We start from the raw sequence: 16,355 nt of genomic DNA, 5'->3' as shown, positions 1-16,355 counted from the left end.
ACCTCAATATAAGAGGTCCATTTCAACCGAGGAGGCCGCCTGTGAGCGATGAGAGGTTCGGCATCAATGTGCCCGGAGCTACCCCCGAGGCCCGCATCCGGAACTTCTCGATCATTGCGCATATCGACCACGGCAAGTCCACACTTGCCGATCGCATGCTGCAGCTGACGGGAATCGTTGAGTCGCGCGATATGCGCGCCCAGTACCTCGACCGCATGGATATTGAACGTGAACGGGGCATCACCATCAAGAGCCAGGCGGTGCGTCTGCCCTGGACTGTTGGCGATGAAACCTACGCCCTCAACATGATCGACACCCCGGGCCACGTTGACTTCACCTATGAGGTATCGAGGTCCCTGGCAGCCTGTGAGGGGGCCGTTCTTCTGGTGGACGCAGCCCAGGGGATTGAGGCTCAGACACTAGCCAACCTCTACCTGGCCATGGAGAACGACCTCGTCATCATTCCCGTCCTCAACAAGATCGATCTGCCCGGGGCACAACCGGAGAAGTTTGCCGAGGAACTGGCTTCGCTGATCGGCTGTGACACCGACGAGGTTCTGCTGGTTTCCGGCAAGACCGGAATCGGTGTTCCCGAGCTCCTTGATCGAATCGTCCAGGAGATCCCGGCACCATCGGGTGAGCCGGAGGGCGCCACACGGGCCGAAATCTTTGACTCTGTTTACGACTCCTACCGCGGAGTGGTCACCTACGTTCGAGTTGTCGACGGACACCTCACAAAACGTGAGCGCGTCAAAATGATGTCATCGGGCTCGACCTACGAGCTGCTTGAGGTCGGAGTCATGTCCCCGGAACCCACTCCCACCGAGGGGTTGGGGGCGGGTGAGGTCGGCTACCTCATCACCGGAGTGAAGGATGTCCGCGAGTCCCGCGTCGGTGACACCGTCACCACCGCCATCCGGTCGGCACAGACGCCCCTTCCCGGCTACCACAACCCCCTGCCAATGGTGTTCTCCGGTGTCTACCCCGTTGACGGCTCCGACTTCCCCGACCTGCGCGAAGCCCTCACCAAGTTGCAGCTCAACGATGCCGCGCTGACATTCGAACCCGAAACCTCCGTTGCGCTTGGGTTCGGATTCCGCTGTGGCTTCCTCGGCCTGCTGCACCTTGAGATCGTGCGTGAACGCCTGGAGCGCGAGTTCGGCCTCGACCTGATCGCCACGGCCCCCAACGTCGTCTACGAGGTAACGGCTGAGGACGGCTCAAAGATCCGGGTTGACAACCCGTCGGAGTTCCCAGAAGGGAAGATCTCTGCCGTTCGTGAACCCATGGTTGGCGCCACGATTCTCACCCCAACTGACTTTGTGGGTTCGGTGATGGAGCTGTGCCAGGAAAGGCGCGGGACCATGCTCGGTATGGACTACCTGTCCCAGGACCGCGTCGAGCTGCGCTACCAGCTGCCGCTGGCTGAGATTGTCTTCGACTTCTTCGACCACCTTAAGTCGCGCACCCGCGGTTATGCCTCGCTGGACTACCACGAGGATGGCGATGCCGTAGCGGACCTCGTCAAGGTCGACATCCTACTTAACGCAGAGAAGGTCGACGCTTTCTCCGCCATCGTCCACCGGGACAATGCCTACGCCTACGGTCTGCGCATGACGAAGCGCCTCAAGGATCTGATTCCGAGGCAGCAGTTCGAGATTCCGGTGCAGGCGGCAATCGGTTCCCGTGTGATCTCGCGCGAAACGATCAAGGCCCTTCGCAAGGACATGCTGGCAAAGTGCTACGGCGGCGACATCTCCCGCAAGCGGAAGCTGCTTGAGAAGCAGAAGGAGGGCAAGAAGCGCATGAAGTCCATCGGGCGCGTCGAAGTGCCCCAGGAAGCCTTCATTGCCGCCCTAACCTCCGACGCGCCGACAGGGAAGAAGTGATCGTGAAAACCCCCGAGGGTGAGGCTGCCCCGAAGGATGTTTTCATTGCGCGCACCAAGTCGTTTACGCGGCGTGTGCGGGATCTGAACCCCTCACTCGAGGCGCAGTTCGAGCTGGTCCGCGATGACTTCGTCATCGAGGTTCCGCGGGGCATCGGAGAGACTACAGTTGCCGAAGACTTCCGCCTTGATGTTGAGGCTACGTTCGGACGTCGAGCGCCCCTTGTGGTTGAGATCGGTTCGGGTCGCGGAGAGCAGGTGGTCGCCTACGCTGCCGAGCATCCTGAGTTCGACTTTCTTGCCTTTGAGGTGTGGACTCCGGGGGTGGCTCGTCTGGCTGTTGCGGGGGCGAAGCAGGGACTGACGAATATCCGTGTTATTGAGGCCGATGCCCAGCAGGCGCTCCCCTTCCTTGTTGAGGAGGGGACGGTGCGTGAGGTGTGGACTTTCTTCCCCGATCCCTGGCGCAAGACTCGTCACCACAAACGCAGGATTATCTCAGCCCCCTTCACTCCTGTTGTGGCTCGCCTCCTTGAAGACGGGGGTGTCTGGCGAATGGCGACGGACTGGGAGAACTACGCCCAGCAGATGCTCGAGGTGATGGCGGCTGCCCCTGACTTTTACCTGGGAGACCGCGACCACTCCGGCCAGCCGATCTTTTCACCGAGGTTCGAGGGACGGGTGGAAACGCACTTTGAGAAGCGGGGTCAGGAGGCCGGTCGACCGTCCTGGGACATTGCGGCTCTGCGCGTGCCCCGGTCGACCCCGGAGGGGGTCAAGTAGTGCCCCACCAACCGGAGGGTGTGGTCTGGCCCGAGGACGGGGCACTTGAAAGGGCGTTGCCGGGGCAAGTCCAAGTGCCACTGGCGGCCTACATTCACGTCCCCTTCTGCACTGTGCGCTGCGGCTACTGCGATTTCAACACCTACACGACGGGGTTCGGTGAGGGTGCTGACCTTGAAACCTACGCCAACTCGGTGGTGCGCGAGATTGAGCTGAGCGCCAGGGTACTTGGGGAGAGCCGTTGGGATGGACGACCGTTTGAGTCTGTTTTCTTCGGCGGTGGAACCCCTTCGCTGCTGTCACCGGGTTCGATAGGGCTCATTCTCGACACGCTGCGCCGGCACTTCGGTATCGCCGCGGATGCGGAGGTGACCCTGGAGGCGAATCCGGAGACCCTCAATGAGGAGCGGGCATGGCAGTTCGCCGAGGTCGGAGTCAACCGCTTCTCCATTGGGATGCAGTCTGGCGTGAGCCATGTTCTCAAAGTCTTGGACCGCACCCATAACCCGGCCAACGTCCCCGTGGCGGTCGCGGCAGCCCAGGCTGCCGGCTGCCAGGTTTCCGTGGACCTCATATACGGCGCCCCGGGAGAGAGCCTGGCCGACTGGGAGACTTCCCTGAGGCAGGCCATCGCGCTAAAGCCCGATCACATCAGCGCCTACTCGCTGATCATTGAAGAGGGCACCAAAATGGGGCGGGGTCTTGCAGCCGGCCTCATCCCCCCGTCGAACCCGGACCTCGATGCCGAGAAGTATGAGCTAGCTGACAGCCTCCTCGGCGAGGCCGGATATCACTGGTACGAAATCTCCAACTTCTCGACCTCGCCCAAGACCCGTTCCACCCACAATCTTGCCTACTGGCAGGACTGGGACTGGTGGGGCTACGGGCCGGGAGCCCACTCTCACGTGGGCGGGCAACGCTGGTGGAACGTCAAGCATCCCCGCGCCTATGCAGGCCGCTTGAAACAGGGGGTTTCCCCCGGGTTTGCGGGAGAGAACCTTTCCGTCGAAGACCGCGGGGTCGAGGCAGTGATGCTTGGAGTTCGCACCGACCTCGGTGTCAAAACCCCCTCCGATGTCACACCGGAGTCCGTTCGACACCTCATTCAGGAGGGGCTGATTGAAGAGGAACCTGCCGGGCGCGGACACATTCTCCTCACCCTCAGGGGACGCCTGCTGGCTGATTACGTCACCCGGGTCCTTCTCGGCTGGGAGTGAACGCCCCCACCTATGTTCGGGCCCTGCCCAGCGATAGGCTTGTTGGATTAGCACTCGCAGGTCGTGAGTGACACTGGGTTCGCAGTATGGAGGTGAGTGGTGTCGAGTTCACAGCGGCGCCTTCAGGTCCTGCGCGCCATCGTCATCGAGTATGTCAACAGCAAAGAGCCCGTGTCCTCAAAAACGGTAGCCAGCTCCTATGTCACCGGTGTCTCATCGGCAACCATCCGCAATGATATGGCCGCGCTGGAAGAGGGCGGTTTGATCCGTCAGCCCCACACTTCTGCCGGAAGAATCCCCACCGAAGCGGGCTACCGGATCTTCGTTGACTACCTTGACCTCTCTACCGCCCAGGTGGCGCACAACCGAGCCTTACTAGCGGCCCAGCTGGAGTCAGTGGAATCACTGGAGGACGTCATAGAGCGCGCAGTTCGGGTCCTTGCCAAGCTGACGGGGCAGGCCGCCGTCGCGGAGCTTCCTGAGATTATCCCCGACCGGGTGCGACGTGTTGAGCTTGTCGACCTCGATGAGGTCCGCCTGCTGGTGATTGTGGTTACCGCAGCTGGGGGAGTGTTTGAGGGGCACCTGATCCTTCCACCGGAGCTTCGCGGCCCAGATGGCTCGGCACTCCGCTCCGTGCGTGATGCGATCAATCAGGCTCTCGAGGGAGTAGCGGCGGGTCGGGTGGGAGAGGCCGCCTCCCGGGGTCGTGAGCTAACTCGCGAGACAGATCGTCAGCTCTATGACCTGGTTTCCGAGGTCGTCCAGGAGCGTCTGGGCTCACTTGAGACCTCGCGGATCGTTACCGCGGGCGCCGCCAATCTGGCCCGGGCCGGAGTGGACTTCCACGACGTGGCGCGCGTTCTTGAGGTTCTGGAGGACCAGTCCGCACTGATCGGCATTCTCCACAACGTCCAACTGGCTTCGGTCCAGGTGTCAATCGGGGCTGAAAACCTGCATGAGGGACTCGCCGGTGCCTCGCTGGTCTCGGCGACCTACGGTTCCGGCGGGACTATCACCCCCCACGCAGAACTACCTCTCAGCCACGTCGGTGTGATCGGCCCGACTCGAATGGACTACGGACGTTCGCTGGCGGCGGTAGAGGCTGTGTCCGGATATTTGTCGCGACTACTGTTGAAACAATCCGGGGCGTCTTGGGATGTCCCTGTTCAAAGCCAGGAAGCTAGGAAAGAAACCGAGTGACGGACTACTACGAACTACTGGGTGTCAGCCGGGACGCATCGACCGAGGACATCCGACGTGCCTACCGCAAGAAGGCCCGCGAACTTCACCCCGACTACGCGGGGCCAGAGTCCGAAGATGCTTTCAAGTCGGTTTCAATGGCATATGAGGTCCTCTCCGACCCTGAGAAGCGTCAGCGTTACGACCTTGGCGGCGGTCCCGGCATGGGGAATGGTTCCGCTGGCTACGGCGGGTTCCAGGGGGGCGGCTTTGGCTTCCAGGACATCTTCGAAACCATGTTCTCCAACATGGGTGGCTTCGGTGGGGGCACGGGTGCCCCCCAGTACGGCCGTCCCGGCCAGGACACCCTGGTTGCCGTTGAGGTGTCACTAAGGGACGTTGTCTTCGGTGCCACCAAAGAGATCCTGGTTGACTCTGCGATGACCTGCACCACCTGTAGCGGTAGCGGTGCGGCCCCGGGCACCACCCCCGTGACCTGCGTGGAATGTAGCGGAACTGGTTCGGTGACCCGGGTGCAGAACACGCTGCTGGGTCAGATGCGCGTCGCAACCGCCTGCCCCAGGTGTCAGGGCCAAGGCCAGACCATTCCCACCCCGTGCTCCGAATGCCACGGTGAGGGGCGAGTTCAGGCCAGCCGGAGCGTCACTGTCGAAATCCCCGCAGGGGTTGAAAATGGCACCAGGATTCGCCTTCGTGGTGACGGTCAAGCCGGCACCAGGGGAGCCCCCTCCGGTGATCTTTACGTGGAGGTTCGTGAGGTACCGGACCCGATGTTCGCGCGCCGCGGCAATGATCTGAACACCTCAATTACGGTCCCGATGACCACGGCTGCCCTGGGGACTCGGTTCACCCTGCAAACCCTAGACGGGGACCAACAGGTCGATATTCACCCCGGTACGCAACCCGGTGAGGTCATCACCATCAAGGGGCTCGGGGTCAAGAGACTACGCAGTAACAGTCGGGGTGACCTGCACATTCATGTCGAGGTTGAGGTTCCCCGCAAACTGGACGCAGAGTCAAAGTCCCTGCTTGAGCAGCTGGCGGCCCTACGCGGTGAGGCGCGTGTGGAGCCCGTTAGCTCGCGTTCGGGCGGCTTCTTTGACAAGTTCCGCGGGAAACGCTGACGCGGGTGACCAGGCCGGTCTTCATCACGCCACTCGTCCAGTTGGTTGACAGTCCCGAAGCGAGCGCCGTCCCCCTGGCGCAAGTGGCTTCTCCGGGTGCTCAGCTGCGCCTGACGGGACAGGAAGCTCACCATGCCCGAAAGGTGCAGCGTCTTCGCCAGGGTGAAGAGTTAGACCTCACCGATGGTCAAGGCACCCGGGTTACCTCGGTGGTCGTGGCCGGACGTGAGGGGGACCTGGATGTCCGTGTGACGGGGGTGTTGACCGAGGATGAACCCCAGCCACGCCTGGTGCTTGTCCAAGCCCTGGCCAAGGGGGGACGTGACGAGGCGGCTGTGGAGAGCGCGACCGAGGTTGGGGTCGACGGGGTGATCCCGTGGGCCGCGTCCCGAAGTATCGTTCGTTGGGAGCCCAGGAAGGCAGAAGCGGGAGTTACCAGGTGGCAGCGGATTGCCACCGCGGCAGCGAAGCAGGCCCGCCGCGCCTGGGTTCCCCAGGTTTCCCAGGTGCAGACCACGCGACAGTTGGCCGCACTGGTAAAGGAGCTGGTCGAGGGCGGCGGCATCGCACTCATCTGTCACGAAAGTGCGACCTCGCGGTACAGTGCCGTGATTGAGCGGTTGGGGAGTCGGCTGGCAAGGGCGCCACAGGTCGCCGTCCTCGTTGGACCCGAGGGCGGTATCACCGACGAAGAGTTGGCAACGCTGGTGGAAGCGGGGGGCACGATCATCCAGCTGGGAGACACGGTCATGCGGTCTTCAACGGCCGGAACAGCGGCGCTGGTTGCGCTGAACGTGGCATTGGGTCGATGGTAGAGACCATGAACGACCAGCACCCTGAAGCCACCAGGCGGTCCCAGACCCTGCGAATGCCCGAGACCGTCACGCACGTGGACGTCATGGGGACCTCCGACCAGTCCCTGCGCATTCTTGAGAAGGGTTTTCCAGCGACCCGCATCTCCGTTTCCGGTGAGACGATCTACCTGAATGGACCGGATGAGGATCTGCCGCTCGTGGGGGGAATCATCGAAGAGATGATTGAGGCCGCCAGGGCGGGTGCGCCCCTTGATTCGCAGACCATCGCGGAGGCCGTATCGATACTGCGTTCGCCCGAGGTGACCCGTCCGAGGTCCGCCGTGGGGCTGAGTGGTCGATTCGTTCGCGCGAAGAGCCCGGGGCAGCAGAGCTATCTTGATGCCATCGACTCCCACCAGGTTTCCTTCGGGATCGGACCCGCGGGAACCGGCAAAACCTACCTGGCCATGGCCAAGGCGGTCGAAGCACTCCTTTCGGGGGCGGTGAGACGACTCGTCCTCACGCGTCCTGCGGTTGAGGCCGGTGAGAACCTGGGCTTCCTTCCCGGCTCCCTGACCGACAAGATCGACCCCTACCTCCGTCCCCTCTACGACGCATTACAGGACCTTCTCGAAGAGGGAGCGCTGCCCAGGTTGATGGAAGCCGGGGCGGTTGAGGTCGCCCCACTGGCCTACATGCGTGGACGCACACTCAACGACTCTTTCGTGATTGTGGATGAGGCGCAGAACACGACGACGGCGCAGATGAAGATGCTGCTAACACGCCTTGGCAACGGCTCGAAACTGGTGGTGACCGGTGATATCACCCAGGTTGATCTGGGACGGGGACAGCGCTCCGGCCTCACCCACGCCGAGGACGTTTTGAGAAACGTGGAGGGGATTGCCTTCTGCTACCTCACCAGCGCCGATGTTGTCCGCACCCAGATTGTGGCCGACATCGTTGACGCCTACGAAGAGTGGGACGCGCGCCACCCGAACAGCGGGGAAGATTACGACAGGCACCGAAGAAGGGGAAACCGTGACCGTTGAGGTTCTTAATGAGACTGATGAAGAGATTGACCTGGCTGAGTTCGCCGAGCTGGCCGACTACGTCCTCACCCAGATGCATGTTTCGACTGATTCAGAGTTGACCATTCTCTTCATTGAGGAAGAGCCGATGGCGGACCTGCACATCCGCTATCTCGATCTCGAAGGCCCCACCGACGTGATGAGCTTCCCGATGGATGAACTCAAGCCGGGACGACCCGACGCGATCACACCGGAGGGAACCCTCGGAGATATTTGCATTTGCCCCACGGTGGCGAGGAAGCAGGCCCTGGCAGCCGGGCACTCGGCGGTTGAGGAAATGCTGCTGCTGGCAACCCATGGGATTCTGCACCTGCTTGGCTACGACCATGCAGAACCCGAGGAAGAGGAAGTGATGTTTGCCCTGCAGCGCAAGCTTCTCCTGACGTTCCTGTCGCAGAGGTGAGTACCGTCAGGGATGTCCTCCCCTCTGAGATAGGTCTTGTCCTAGCCATATTTGGTGTGGCTGGGATGTTCCTCGGTGCCTGGTTCTCCGCTGTGGACACGGCGCTGTCACGCATGACCATCGCCTACGCAGAGGATCTGGTTTTGCAGGGGCGCCGCGGTGCGAAACGGCTGATTCCCACCCTGATGGACCGCCGGGAAACAGGGCGCACCCTAGCCCCCATCCGCGTCCTTGCCACCACCATCGGCATGGTGACACTGACCGTTGCCCTTTCCGCCGAGTTCTGGAGCATGAACTGGCAGTGGTGGCTCACACTGCTGGTGACCATGGCGATCGTGGCCGTGGTGCAACTAGCCGGGCTGGGGATGTCAACTCGACTCAACAGTGGTTCCCGCTATGTCACCGTGGCACTGATTGGCTCCAGGGTGACCCAGAGGATTTACGGGCGGGCCCGCAGGCGCAGGCAACGCACCCCTGACTCCTCAAACGGAGACCACCACCCCGAGTCCCGCCTGGTCGTGGCGGAAGAACTACGGGAACTTCTTGATGAGGTTTCTGAGGACGGTACCCCGGCACCCCTCGAGGAAGAGGACCGCAAGATTTTGCGCTCGGTGTTTGAACTGGGACAGACCCGGGTTGGGGAACTCATGGTGCCCCGCTCGGAAATGATTACGCTGCGGGGAGATGAAGATGCTCGGGCCGCATTGGATCTCTTCATGACCTCTGGCTACTCCCGCCTGCCGGTAACTGGAAAGTCACTCGATGACATCCAGGGTGTGGTTTACCTGAAGGATGTGGTCCGCCGTTCTCTGAAGGGGGAGGGCGCCCTCGATATTGAGGTGAAGGATCTGGCTCGGGCTGCCGAGTTCGTTCCCGAGATGAAGCTGGCAGACGATGAGCTTCGCGTCATGCAGACCAACAACACCCACCTCGCCCTCGTCGTTGATGAGTACGGGGGGATCGCCGGTTTGGTTACGGCCGAGGACATCCTTGAAGAGCTGGTTGGTGAACTGGTCGATGAACACGACGTGGATGTCGCGACCGTCGAGGTGGTGGAGCCCGGGGTGTGGAAGGTTCCGTCCTCGTATCCGATCGACGACCTCGAAGATCTCCTCGATGTCCGCATTGACGAGGACGATGTCTACTCGGCTGGTGGCCTGTTGGCGAAGGCTATCGACAGGGTGCCCCTGCCGGGGGATCAGGCTGCAGTCGGTGATGTGATCCTCAAAGCCGGTGAGTCCACGGGGCGCCGGAGGCGCGTCCTCACCATCTATGTTCGGCGCGAAGTGAGCCCGGACGGCGATAGTGGCGTTTAATGGCTCGTAGAGCCGAGGAAAGGGACAACATGACTACCTTCGACAGGGATCAGTTCAGAGCGGGATTCGTAGCAATCGTTGGACGGCCCAACGTCGGTAAGTCAACGCTGACAAATGCCCTTGTCGGTCATAAGGTGGCTATCACCTCGATGCGACCGGAAACGACCCGACACAACATTCGCGGCATTGTCCAGAGGGATAACGGCCAGTTGGTCGTTGTGGACACACCGGGTTTTCACCGCCCCCGCACGCTGCTGGGGAAGCGTCTCAATGAGATGGTCCAGGAAGCCCTGGTGGCTGTTGACGCCGTTGTGGTGTGCTTTCCGGCTGATCAGAAGGTGGGGCCGGGGGACCGCTTCATCACCAGTGAGGCGGGTAGAGTTAGTGCTTCCCGTATCGCAGTGGTGACGAAGATTGACCAGGTTGACAAAAATCGACTCGCGGAACACCTGCTTGAAGTCAGCGAGCTGGATGCGTGGTCCGCAGTAGTCCCCGTCAGTGCCAAGACGGGTGAGAATCTGGACCGCCTGCTCGACGTCCTCGTCTCTGAGATGCCACTTTCTCCTCCGTTGTACCCCGATGACGAGATCACAGAAGAGACGGAGGAGACCCTAATCGGGGAGTTCATTCGTGAGGCTGCCCTGGAGGGAGTCCACCACGAACTGCCCCACTCGGTGGCCGTCCAGGTCACTGAACTCCTGGAACGTAAGGGGCGGGAGGGGAAGCCCGGCGTCCTTGACGTTCACGCCACGATTTTCGTTGAGCGGGACAGTCAGAAGGCGATCATCATCGGTAAGGGTGGTTCACGCCTCAAGGAGATCGGTTCCAACTCTCGCCGAGAGATCGAAGAGTTGCTGGGAAGGCGCGTTTACCTGCACCTGCACGTCACTGTTGCCAAAAACTGGCAGACAGACCCCAAGATTCTTCAGAGATTCGGTTTCTAGCCGTGTCTGCCAACAATGGGGCTGATGACATAGCCACAAGGACTCGGCGCGATCGCCTGGTCACATTCGTCAACACCTTTTTCTTTCTATTTGCAGGGGTGGCCTCCCTCTGGCTCGTGGTTCTCGCGGCATTGGACACCCGGGGGTGGCGCTGGCTTATCGCCCTCTACGTGGTCCTGCTGTGGGCGGTGTTGGCCTATGTCTTCCTGCCGCGCCTCTACAAGCTAATGACCGCGGTGTTTTTGCCGGACTACTTCATCGGCAGGACCAGGACGGGTTCGGGCCTCCTCGGAGATGTGGTCAACATGGCCTGGGACGGCCCGGATGCCAATGTTCACCGCGTGATGCAGGCGGCTGGGTGGACCCTGTCCACGCCCGTGACACTGTCCAGTTCCCTCAAGATCATCCGCTCCGTACTGACCCACACCCCCTATAAGGATGCACCGGTCTCACCCCTGTACCTTTTCGATCGGGTTCAGGATTTCGCCTACCAGAAGGACGTGGGGGGCAGCGCGAACCAGCGTCACCACGTTCGCTTCTGGAAGACGCCTGACCACTGGCCCCTGCCCGGTGGCGTCGAGGTCGGGTGGCTGGCGGCTGCCGCATATGACACAGGGGTTCGCCTCTCCATGTTTACCCTGCAGGTGACCCACGCAATCTCAGGCGATATCGATAGGGAACGTGATTTCACTATCCAGTCGGTCGAGGGGGTTGACCAGAGGATTGAAGTCGAGTGGATCAATAAGTTCTCCACGGCCTTTCACGCTCGAAACGGCGGTGGGGACATGGTCCATACTGACGGCAACCTCCCGATCGTCAACGTGACAACGCTGCCGGACACCGTGCCGCAGCTGACGCCGGACGAAGTAGCGAAGATTCGCAGCGCTGATCCGGCGCCGCCGCAGACCTACTGGCAAAAGTTTAGGCAGACCAAGCGTCCGTTCACCCTCTACCTGGTCCTGGTGGCCAGTATCCTCACTGCGATCACTACGGTTCTCGGCATGGTGCACGGCGGTTCGCTCGGACCTGTGGCCTCGGTTGTCTACCTGGCTGCCCTCGCACTGTCTGTTCCCTCCCTGTGGTTTGGTTCGGCGTGGGCCAGGCGCATTCTCATGGTCATCTACGGGGTCAACGTCTTGATTCACGTGGTTGCCTGGTTCCAGGCTGGCTTTGTGGTGGATTCGAGCACCGGAATCAGCCACATCGCCCTTGCCACCCTGCTGGTGCTGGCGTTGTCATCCGAGGCGGTTACCGACTACGCGGCTGAGATCAGCGGTTGGGTTGCGGACCAACGTCGCGCCAAACGGCGTGCAAAAGCTTAGGGATCAGCGCAGGTTCAGATCAGGTCTCATGCTGAAACCTGTTTGCGCCACTGTAAGGATCGCGATAGATTGCGACCGTGACCACACAGAACATGCTGCTTAGCTGCCGCGGCGAAGCCTAGTCCAGATCGGAAGGCACGTCGCGGAGTTTGTCGTTCCGATCATCTGTAACTTCAAGGCTAAGAAAGCAAACAGATGCTCACCAGTGGTCCCGAAAACTTCCAGCAAGACTCCGCAATGCCGGTCTCAAAGTACCGGCCTTTCCTTGAAACCAATCCGCCGCTGCTTCAGGAGCGCAGCTGGCCGTCCCAGCAGATCACAGTGGCTCCTCGGTGGCTCACCACCGACCTTCGTGACGGCAATCAGTCCCTGGTTGAACCCATGGATCCCTCACGGAAGCGCCTCATGTTCGACCTGCTGGTGCGTATGGGTTACAAGGAAATAGAGATTGGCTTCCCCGCCGCCTCCCAGACAGACTTCGACTTCGTCCGCTCCCTGGTCGACTCCGGAGCCGTGCCCGATGACGTGACAGTCTCCGTCCTCACCCAGTCACGCCCCGACATTATTACCCGCACCATCGAGTCCCTTGTCGGTCTGAAGCGGGCCACGGTACACCTTTACAACGCCACTTCACCGCTGTTTCGCGAGGTCGTGTTCCGTAACGATAAGGCGCAGACGATCGCCCTCGCCCAGCAGGGAACCCGCACCGTGATGGAGGAGGCCGAGCGCCTCCTCGGGGATGAAACGATCTTCGGATTTGAGTACTCACCAGAGATCTTCATTGATACTGAACCGGAGTTTGCCCTGCAGGTCTGCGAAGCTGTCATGGATGTTTGGCAGCCGGGACCGGGCCGCGAGATCATCCTCAATCTTCCCGCCACCATCGAACGCGCCACTCCGAACGTCTACGCCGACCAGGTCGAATGGATGTCCAAAAACATCTCTCGACGAGAGTTTGTCACCATCTCGGTTCACCCCCACAACGACCGCGGCACGGCTGTTGCAGCTGCGGAACTCGCGCTTCTCGCGGGGGCCGACCGCGTTGAGGGCTGCCTTTTCAGCCACGGTGAACGTACCGGCAACGTCGACCTCGTCACGCTGGCACTGAACCTGTACACGCAGGGAGTCAACCCCCAGGTCGACCTTTCGAACATTGACGAGGTTCGTCGCACGGTTGAGTACTGCACGGGTATGGAGGTCCACGCCCGCACCCCGTATGCGGGAGACCTTGTCTACACATCTTTCTCCGGCTCTCACCAGGACGCCATCCGTAAGGGGTTCGCCGTCCGTGAGGATCAGATGACTGAGGCCGGTTCGGATGAAGCGGTTCTCTGGCAGATTCCCTACCTGCCGATCGACCCGCACGATGTGGGTCGCTCATACGAGGCCGTGGTTCGCGTCAACTCCCAGTCGGGCAAGGGGGGTGTCGCCTTCATCATGTCCTCCGTCCATGCACTGGAACTGCCGCGTCGCCTGCAGATTGAGTTCTCCCAGATCGTCCAGGCCCAGACCGAGGCGATGGGCGGAGAGATCGACGCGGAAACCATGTGGCGCATCTTTGCCGATGCTTACCTACCCAACGACTCCTGTGCGGGGCTTGAACCCTGGGGTCGCTTCGTCCTCGGGCGATCAACCGTCACCTCGGATGATTCGGGCGCTCAGCTTCGTGCGGAGATCTTCGACAGGGGCGCCCAGCAGATCATGACCGCCAGTGGCAGTGGTCCCGTCGATGCGTTCGTTGAGGGTTTGCGTTCACTAGGCTTTGACCTCAGGGTTCTTGACTACTCCGAGCACGCCATGTCCTCGGGTAAGGGTGCCGATGCGGCCTCTTACATTGAGGCATCGATTGCGGGGAAGAACGTCTGGGGGGTCGGCATTGACTCCTCTATCGCGCGGGCATCCTACAAGGCCATCATTTCAGCTTTGAACCGAGCTCTGCGATAAGTGCAGAAGTCCTTTCGCGATAGGGCGATTGTCCTGCGCACCTACAAACTGGGAGAAGCAGACCGGATTCTCGTTCTACTGGGTGAAAAGACCGGACAGTTCCGGGCGGTCGCCAAGGGGATTCGCCGTACCTCTTCAAAGTTTGGGGCGCGCCTTCAGTCGTTTAATCTGGTTGATGTGCAGTGCTATCGCGGACGCAGTGAACTGGTGACTTTGACGCAGGCTGAAACGATTTCGGCCTACTCGTCCGCGATCGCGCAGCAGTACGGCGCCTTCACGAACGCCAAGCTAATCGTTGAGGGCGCACAGAGGATTACCGAGGGGCACGAGCTCGCCTCTCCCGAACAGTTCGCGCTACTTCACGGAGCCCTTCATGCGCTAGCTTCGGGCAGCAGACCACCGGCCCTTATTGCGGCCTCGTACCTGCTCCGGCTCTCCGCACTGGAGGGATGGCGCCCCACATTGGACGCGTGCGCACACTGTGAAACCCCGGGGTGGCACGGTCACTTTTCTGCCAGTGCGGGAGGAAGCCTGTGCGATGAGTGCCCCACCGAGGACGCCGTGCGGGTCAACCCGGGGGTGCTGGTCCTGATGGATGCGCTACTGCGGGCCGACTGGCCGCTAGCGCAGGCCCAGCCGCAACAGCTGTGGGGAGAAGCCCTTGATCTTTCTGGGGCCTCCGTCCAGTGGCAGTTGGAACACCGGCTCAAGGCTCTGCCTTTCGCCAGTCTTGAGCCCAACGAGAAGTAGCGGGTCTGCGGTCTGGCAGCAGCTGGGACCGGGCATATTATTGGTCAGTTGATTCAAGGAGGTCCCGATGGGCTGCACGACAATTCTGGTGGGCAAAAACGCTAGCTACGACGGGTCAACCATTGTGGCTAGAAATGAGGACTCGCCGACCGGCATTTTCAACCCCAAGCGGGTGGTAATCGTTCACCCGGAAGACCAACCTCGCACCTACACCAGTGTTCTCTCCCACGTCACCATCGACCTGCCGGATGACCCGATGCGGTACTCCGCAGCCCCCAACGCTCTGCTTGATAAGGGACTGTGGGCGCAGGCCGGTATCAACTCAGCAAACGTCGCCATGAGCGCAACGGAAACTCTCACCAGCAACGAACGGGTGCTCGGCGCGGACCCCCTCGTTGAACTGCAGCCTGCTCAGGGGACCCCCGGAGAGGACGGGTACGTCCCCGAGGTTCCGGGGGGAATCGGTGAGGAAGACTTCGTCACCCTGGTGCTGCCCTACATCAACTCAGCGCGTGAGGGAGTCCTGCGGCTCGGGGCTCTTCTTGAGCAGCACGGGACCTATGAGATGAACGGGATCGCCTTCTCTGACGTCGATGAGATCTGGTGGCTGGAAACGGTGGGGGGACACCACTGGATCGCCCGTCGCGTTCCCGACGACGTCTATGTCACCATGCCAAACCAGCTGGGGATTGATGAGTTCGACCTTGATGATGCGCTCGGAGAGGGGCGGAACTTCCTGGCTTCCGCCGACCTCAAGACATTTATCGATGACAACTTCCTCGACCTTTCCCGGGGCGGGAACCTCAATCCCCGTGATGCCTTTGGTTCCCACTCGGATGCCGATCATGTCTACAACACCCCGAGGGCCTGGTTCATCCAGAAGAAGTTGAACCCGAACAGTCCCGACTGGCAGGGAGCGGACCCTCGGCTAAAGCCCGACTCTGACAACCTGCCCTGGTGCCGCGTTCCGGAACGCAAGATCACCATCGAGGACATCAAGTACCTGCTCTCCTCCCACTTCCAGGGCACGGTCTACGACCCGTACTCAACCGTTGGCACCGAGGAGGAACGAAGCCTGTTCCGCCCCATCGGTGTAAACCGGCACAGTCAGCTGGCGGTCTTGCAGATTCGTCCCTACCGTCCAGAGTCTTCACGGGCCGTTCAGTGGATGGCCTACGCCTCCAACCCCTTCAACGCATTGGTTCCCCTCTACACCAACGTCTCGAAGATGCCGGACTACCTTTCGAACACCACGGGCAGGGTCGACACAGACAGCTTCTACTGGGCCAGTCGCCTGATTGCGGCCCTGGCCGATGCCCACTACTTTGAGACCATCAACGTGATTGACGAGTACCAGCAGGCTGCACAGGCCGCCGGGCACGCCATGGTCAAACGTACCGACGCCCTTATGGCAGAAGCGTCTGCTGAGGACGAGCAGGCTGTTCAGAAGGTCCTCGAAGCGGGGAATGAAGAGATCTCCCAGGTGGTACGTACCCACACCGATGCTGCGTTGGACAGTGTGTTGCTGATCAGTAGCAACGGGATGCGCAACGGCTTCAAACGGTCCGTCAAGTAGGAG

14 protein-coding genes are annotated in these 16,355 nt (G+C 61.2%); all 14 read left to right on the top strand.

Annotated elements, in window-relative coordinates:
* Nucleotides 1–41: 41 nt before the first annotated feature.
* The 14 genes from lepA (at nt 42) to CS903_RS03635 (ending at nt 16,352) form a co-directional block, all read left to right on the top strand.
* Complete coding sequence (gene lepA, locus CS903_RS03700; protein ID WP_099332183.1) at nt 42–1,889, top strand: translation elongation factor 4; 1,848 nt, start codon at nt 42–44, stop codon at nt 1,887–1,889.
* 2 nt (nt 1,890–1,891) lie between these two features.
* Nucleotides 1,892–2,671, top strand: a complete 780-nt coding sequence (trmB, locus tag CS903_RS03695; protein WP_242491738.1) for a tRNA (guanosine(46)-N7)-methyltransferase TrmB — start codon at nt 1,892–1,894, stop codon at nt 2,669–2,671.
* Nucleotides 2,671–3,888, top strand: a complete 1,218-nt coding sequence (gene hemW, locus CS903_RS03690; protein ID WP_242491737.1) for a radical SAM family heme chaperone HemW — start codon at nt 2,671–2,673, stop codon at nt 3,886–3,888. Before trmB ends, hemW begins: the two co-directional genes overlap by 1 nt.
* A gap of 99 nt (nt 3,889–3,987) precedes the next feature.
* Entirely contained in the window at nt 3,988–5,091 is a 1,104-nt protein-coding gene (hrcA, locus tag CS903_RS03685; protein ID WP_164996662.1) for a heat-inducible transcriptional repressor HrcA, read from the top strand.
* Nucleotides 5,088–6,215, top strand: coding sequence for a molecular chaperone DnaJ (dnaJ, locus tag CS903_RS03680; RefSeq protein WP_099332180.1), 1,128 nt, complete (start codon nt 5,088–5,090; stop codon nt 6,213–6,215). The genes hrcA and dnaJ overlap by 4 nt, the downstream gene beginning before the upstream one ends.
* A gap of 5 nt (nt 6,216–6,220) precedes the next feature.
* Nucleotides 6,221–7,030, top strand: coding sequence for a 16S rRNA (uracil(1498)-N(3))-methyltransferase (locus tag CS903_RS03675; RefSeq protein ID WP_242491736.1), 810 nt, complete (start codon nt 6,221–6,223; stop codon nt 7,028–7,030).
* A gap of 5 nt (nt 7,031–7,035) precedes the next feature.
* Nucleotides 7,036–8,058: a PhoH family protein gene (locus tag CS903_RS03670; protein WP_242491735.1), complete on the top strand. Its 1,023-nt coding sequence runs from the start codon at nt 7,036–7,038 to the stop codon at nt 8,056–8,058.
* Entirely contained in the window at nt 8,048–8,500 is a 453-nt protein-coding gene (gene ybeY, locus CS903_RS03665; protein ID WP_207203749.1) for an rRNA maturation RNase YbeY, read from the top strand. Before CS903_RS03670 ends, ybeY begins: the two co-directional genes overlap by 11 nt.
* Nucleotides 8,497–9,816: a hemolysin family protein gene (locus tag CS903_RS03660; protein WP_129587583.1), complete on the top strand. Its 1,320-nt coding sequence runs from the start codon at nt 8,497–8,499 to the stop codon at nt 9,814–9,816. Before ybeY ends, CS903_RS03660 begins: the two co-directional genes overlap by 4 nt.
* A complete protein-coding gene (gene era, locus CS903_RS03655; RefSeq protein ID WP_099332176.1) occupies nt 9,816–10,760 on the top strand; it encodes a GTPase Era in 945 nt (314 codons plus the stop codon). Before CS903_RS03660 ends, era begins: the two co-directional genes overlap by 1 nt.
* Nucleotides 10,761–10,762: 2 nt before the next feature.
* Nucleotides 10,763–12,082 (top strand): LssY C-terminal domain-containing protein, encoded by a 1,320-nt coding sequence (locus CS903_RS03650; protein ID WP_099332175.1) that lies wholly within the window; start codon nt 10,763–10,765, stop codon nt 12,080–12,082.
* A gap of 195 nt (nt 12,083–12,277) precedes the next feature.
* The gene (leuA, locus tag CS903_RS03645) at nt 12,278–14,026 is read left to right on the top strand and encodes a 2-isopropylmalate synthase (RefSeq protein ID WP_164996661.1); all 1,749 of its coding nucleotides are present in this window, start codon (nt 12,278–12,280) and stop codon (nt 14,024–14,026) included.
* Entirely contained in the window at nt 14,027–14,776 is a 750-nt protein-coding gene (gene recO, locus CS903_RS03640; RefSeq protein ID WP_099332174.1) for a DNA repair protein RecO, read from the top strand.
* Between the two features lie 67 nt (nt 14,777–14,843).
* Nucleotides 14,844–16,352, top strand: a complete 1,509-nt coding sequence (locus CS903_RS03635; RefSeq protein WP_099332173.1) for a C69 family dipeptidase — start codon at nt 14,844–14,846, stop codon at nt 16,350–16,352.
* Nucleotides 16,353–16,355 lie beyond the last annotated feature (3 nt).

The organism is Actinomyces minihominis, from assembly GCF_900187855.1.
Taxonomy (GTDB): Bacteria; Actinomycetota; Actinomycetes; order Actinomycetales; family Actinomycetaceae; genus Scrofimicrobium; species Scrofimicrobium minihominis.
This window is presented reverse-complemented; position numbering and strand designations above follow the sequence as displayed.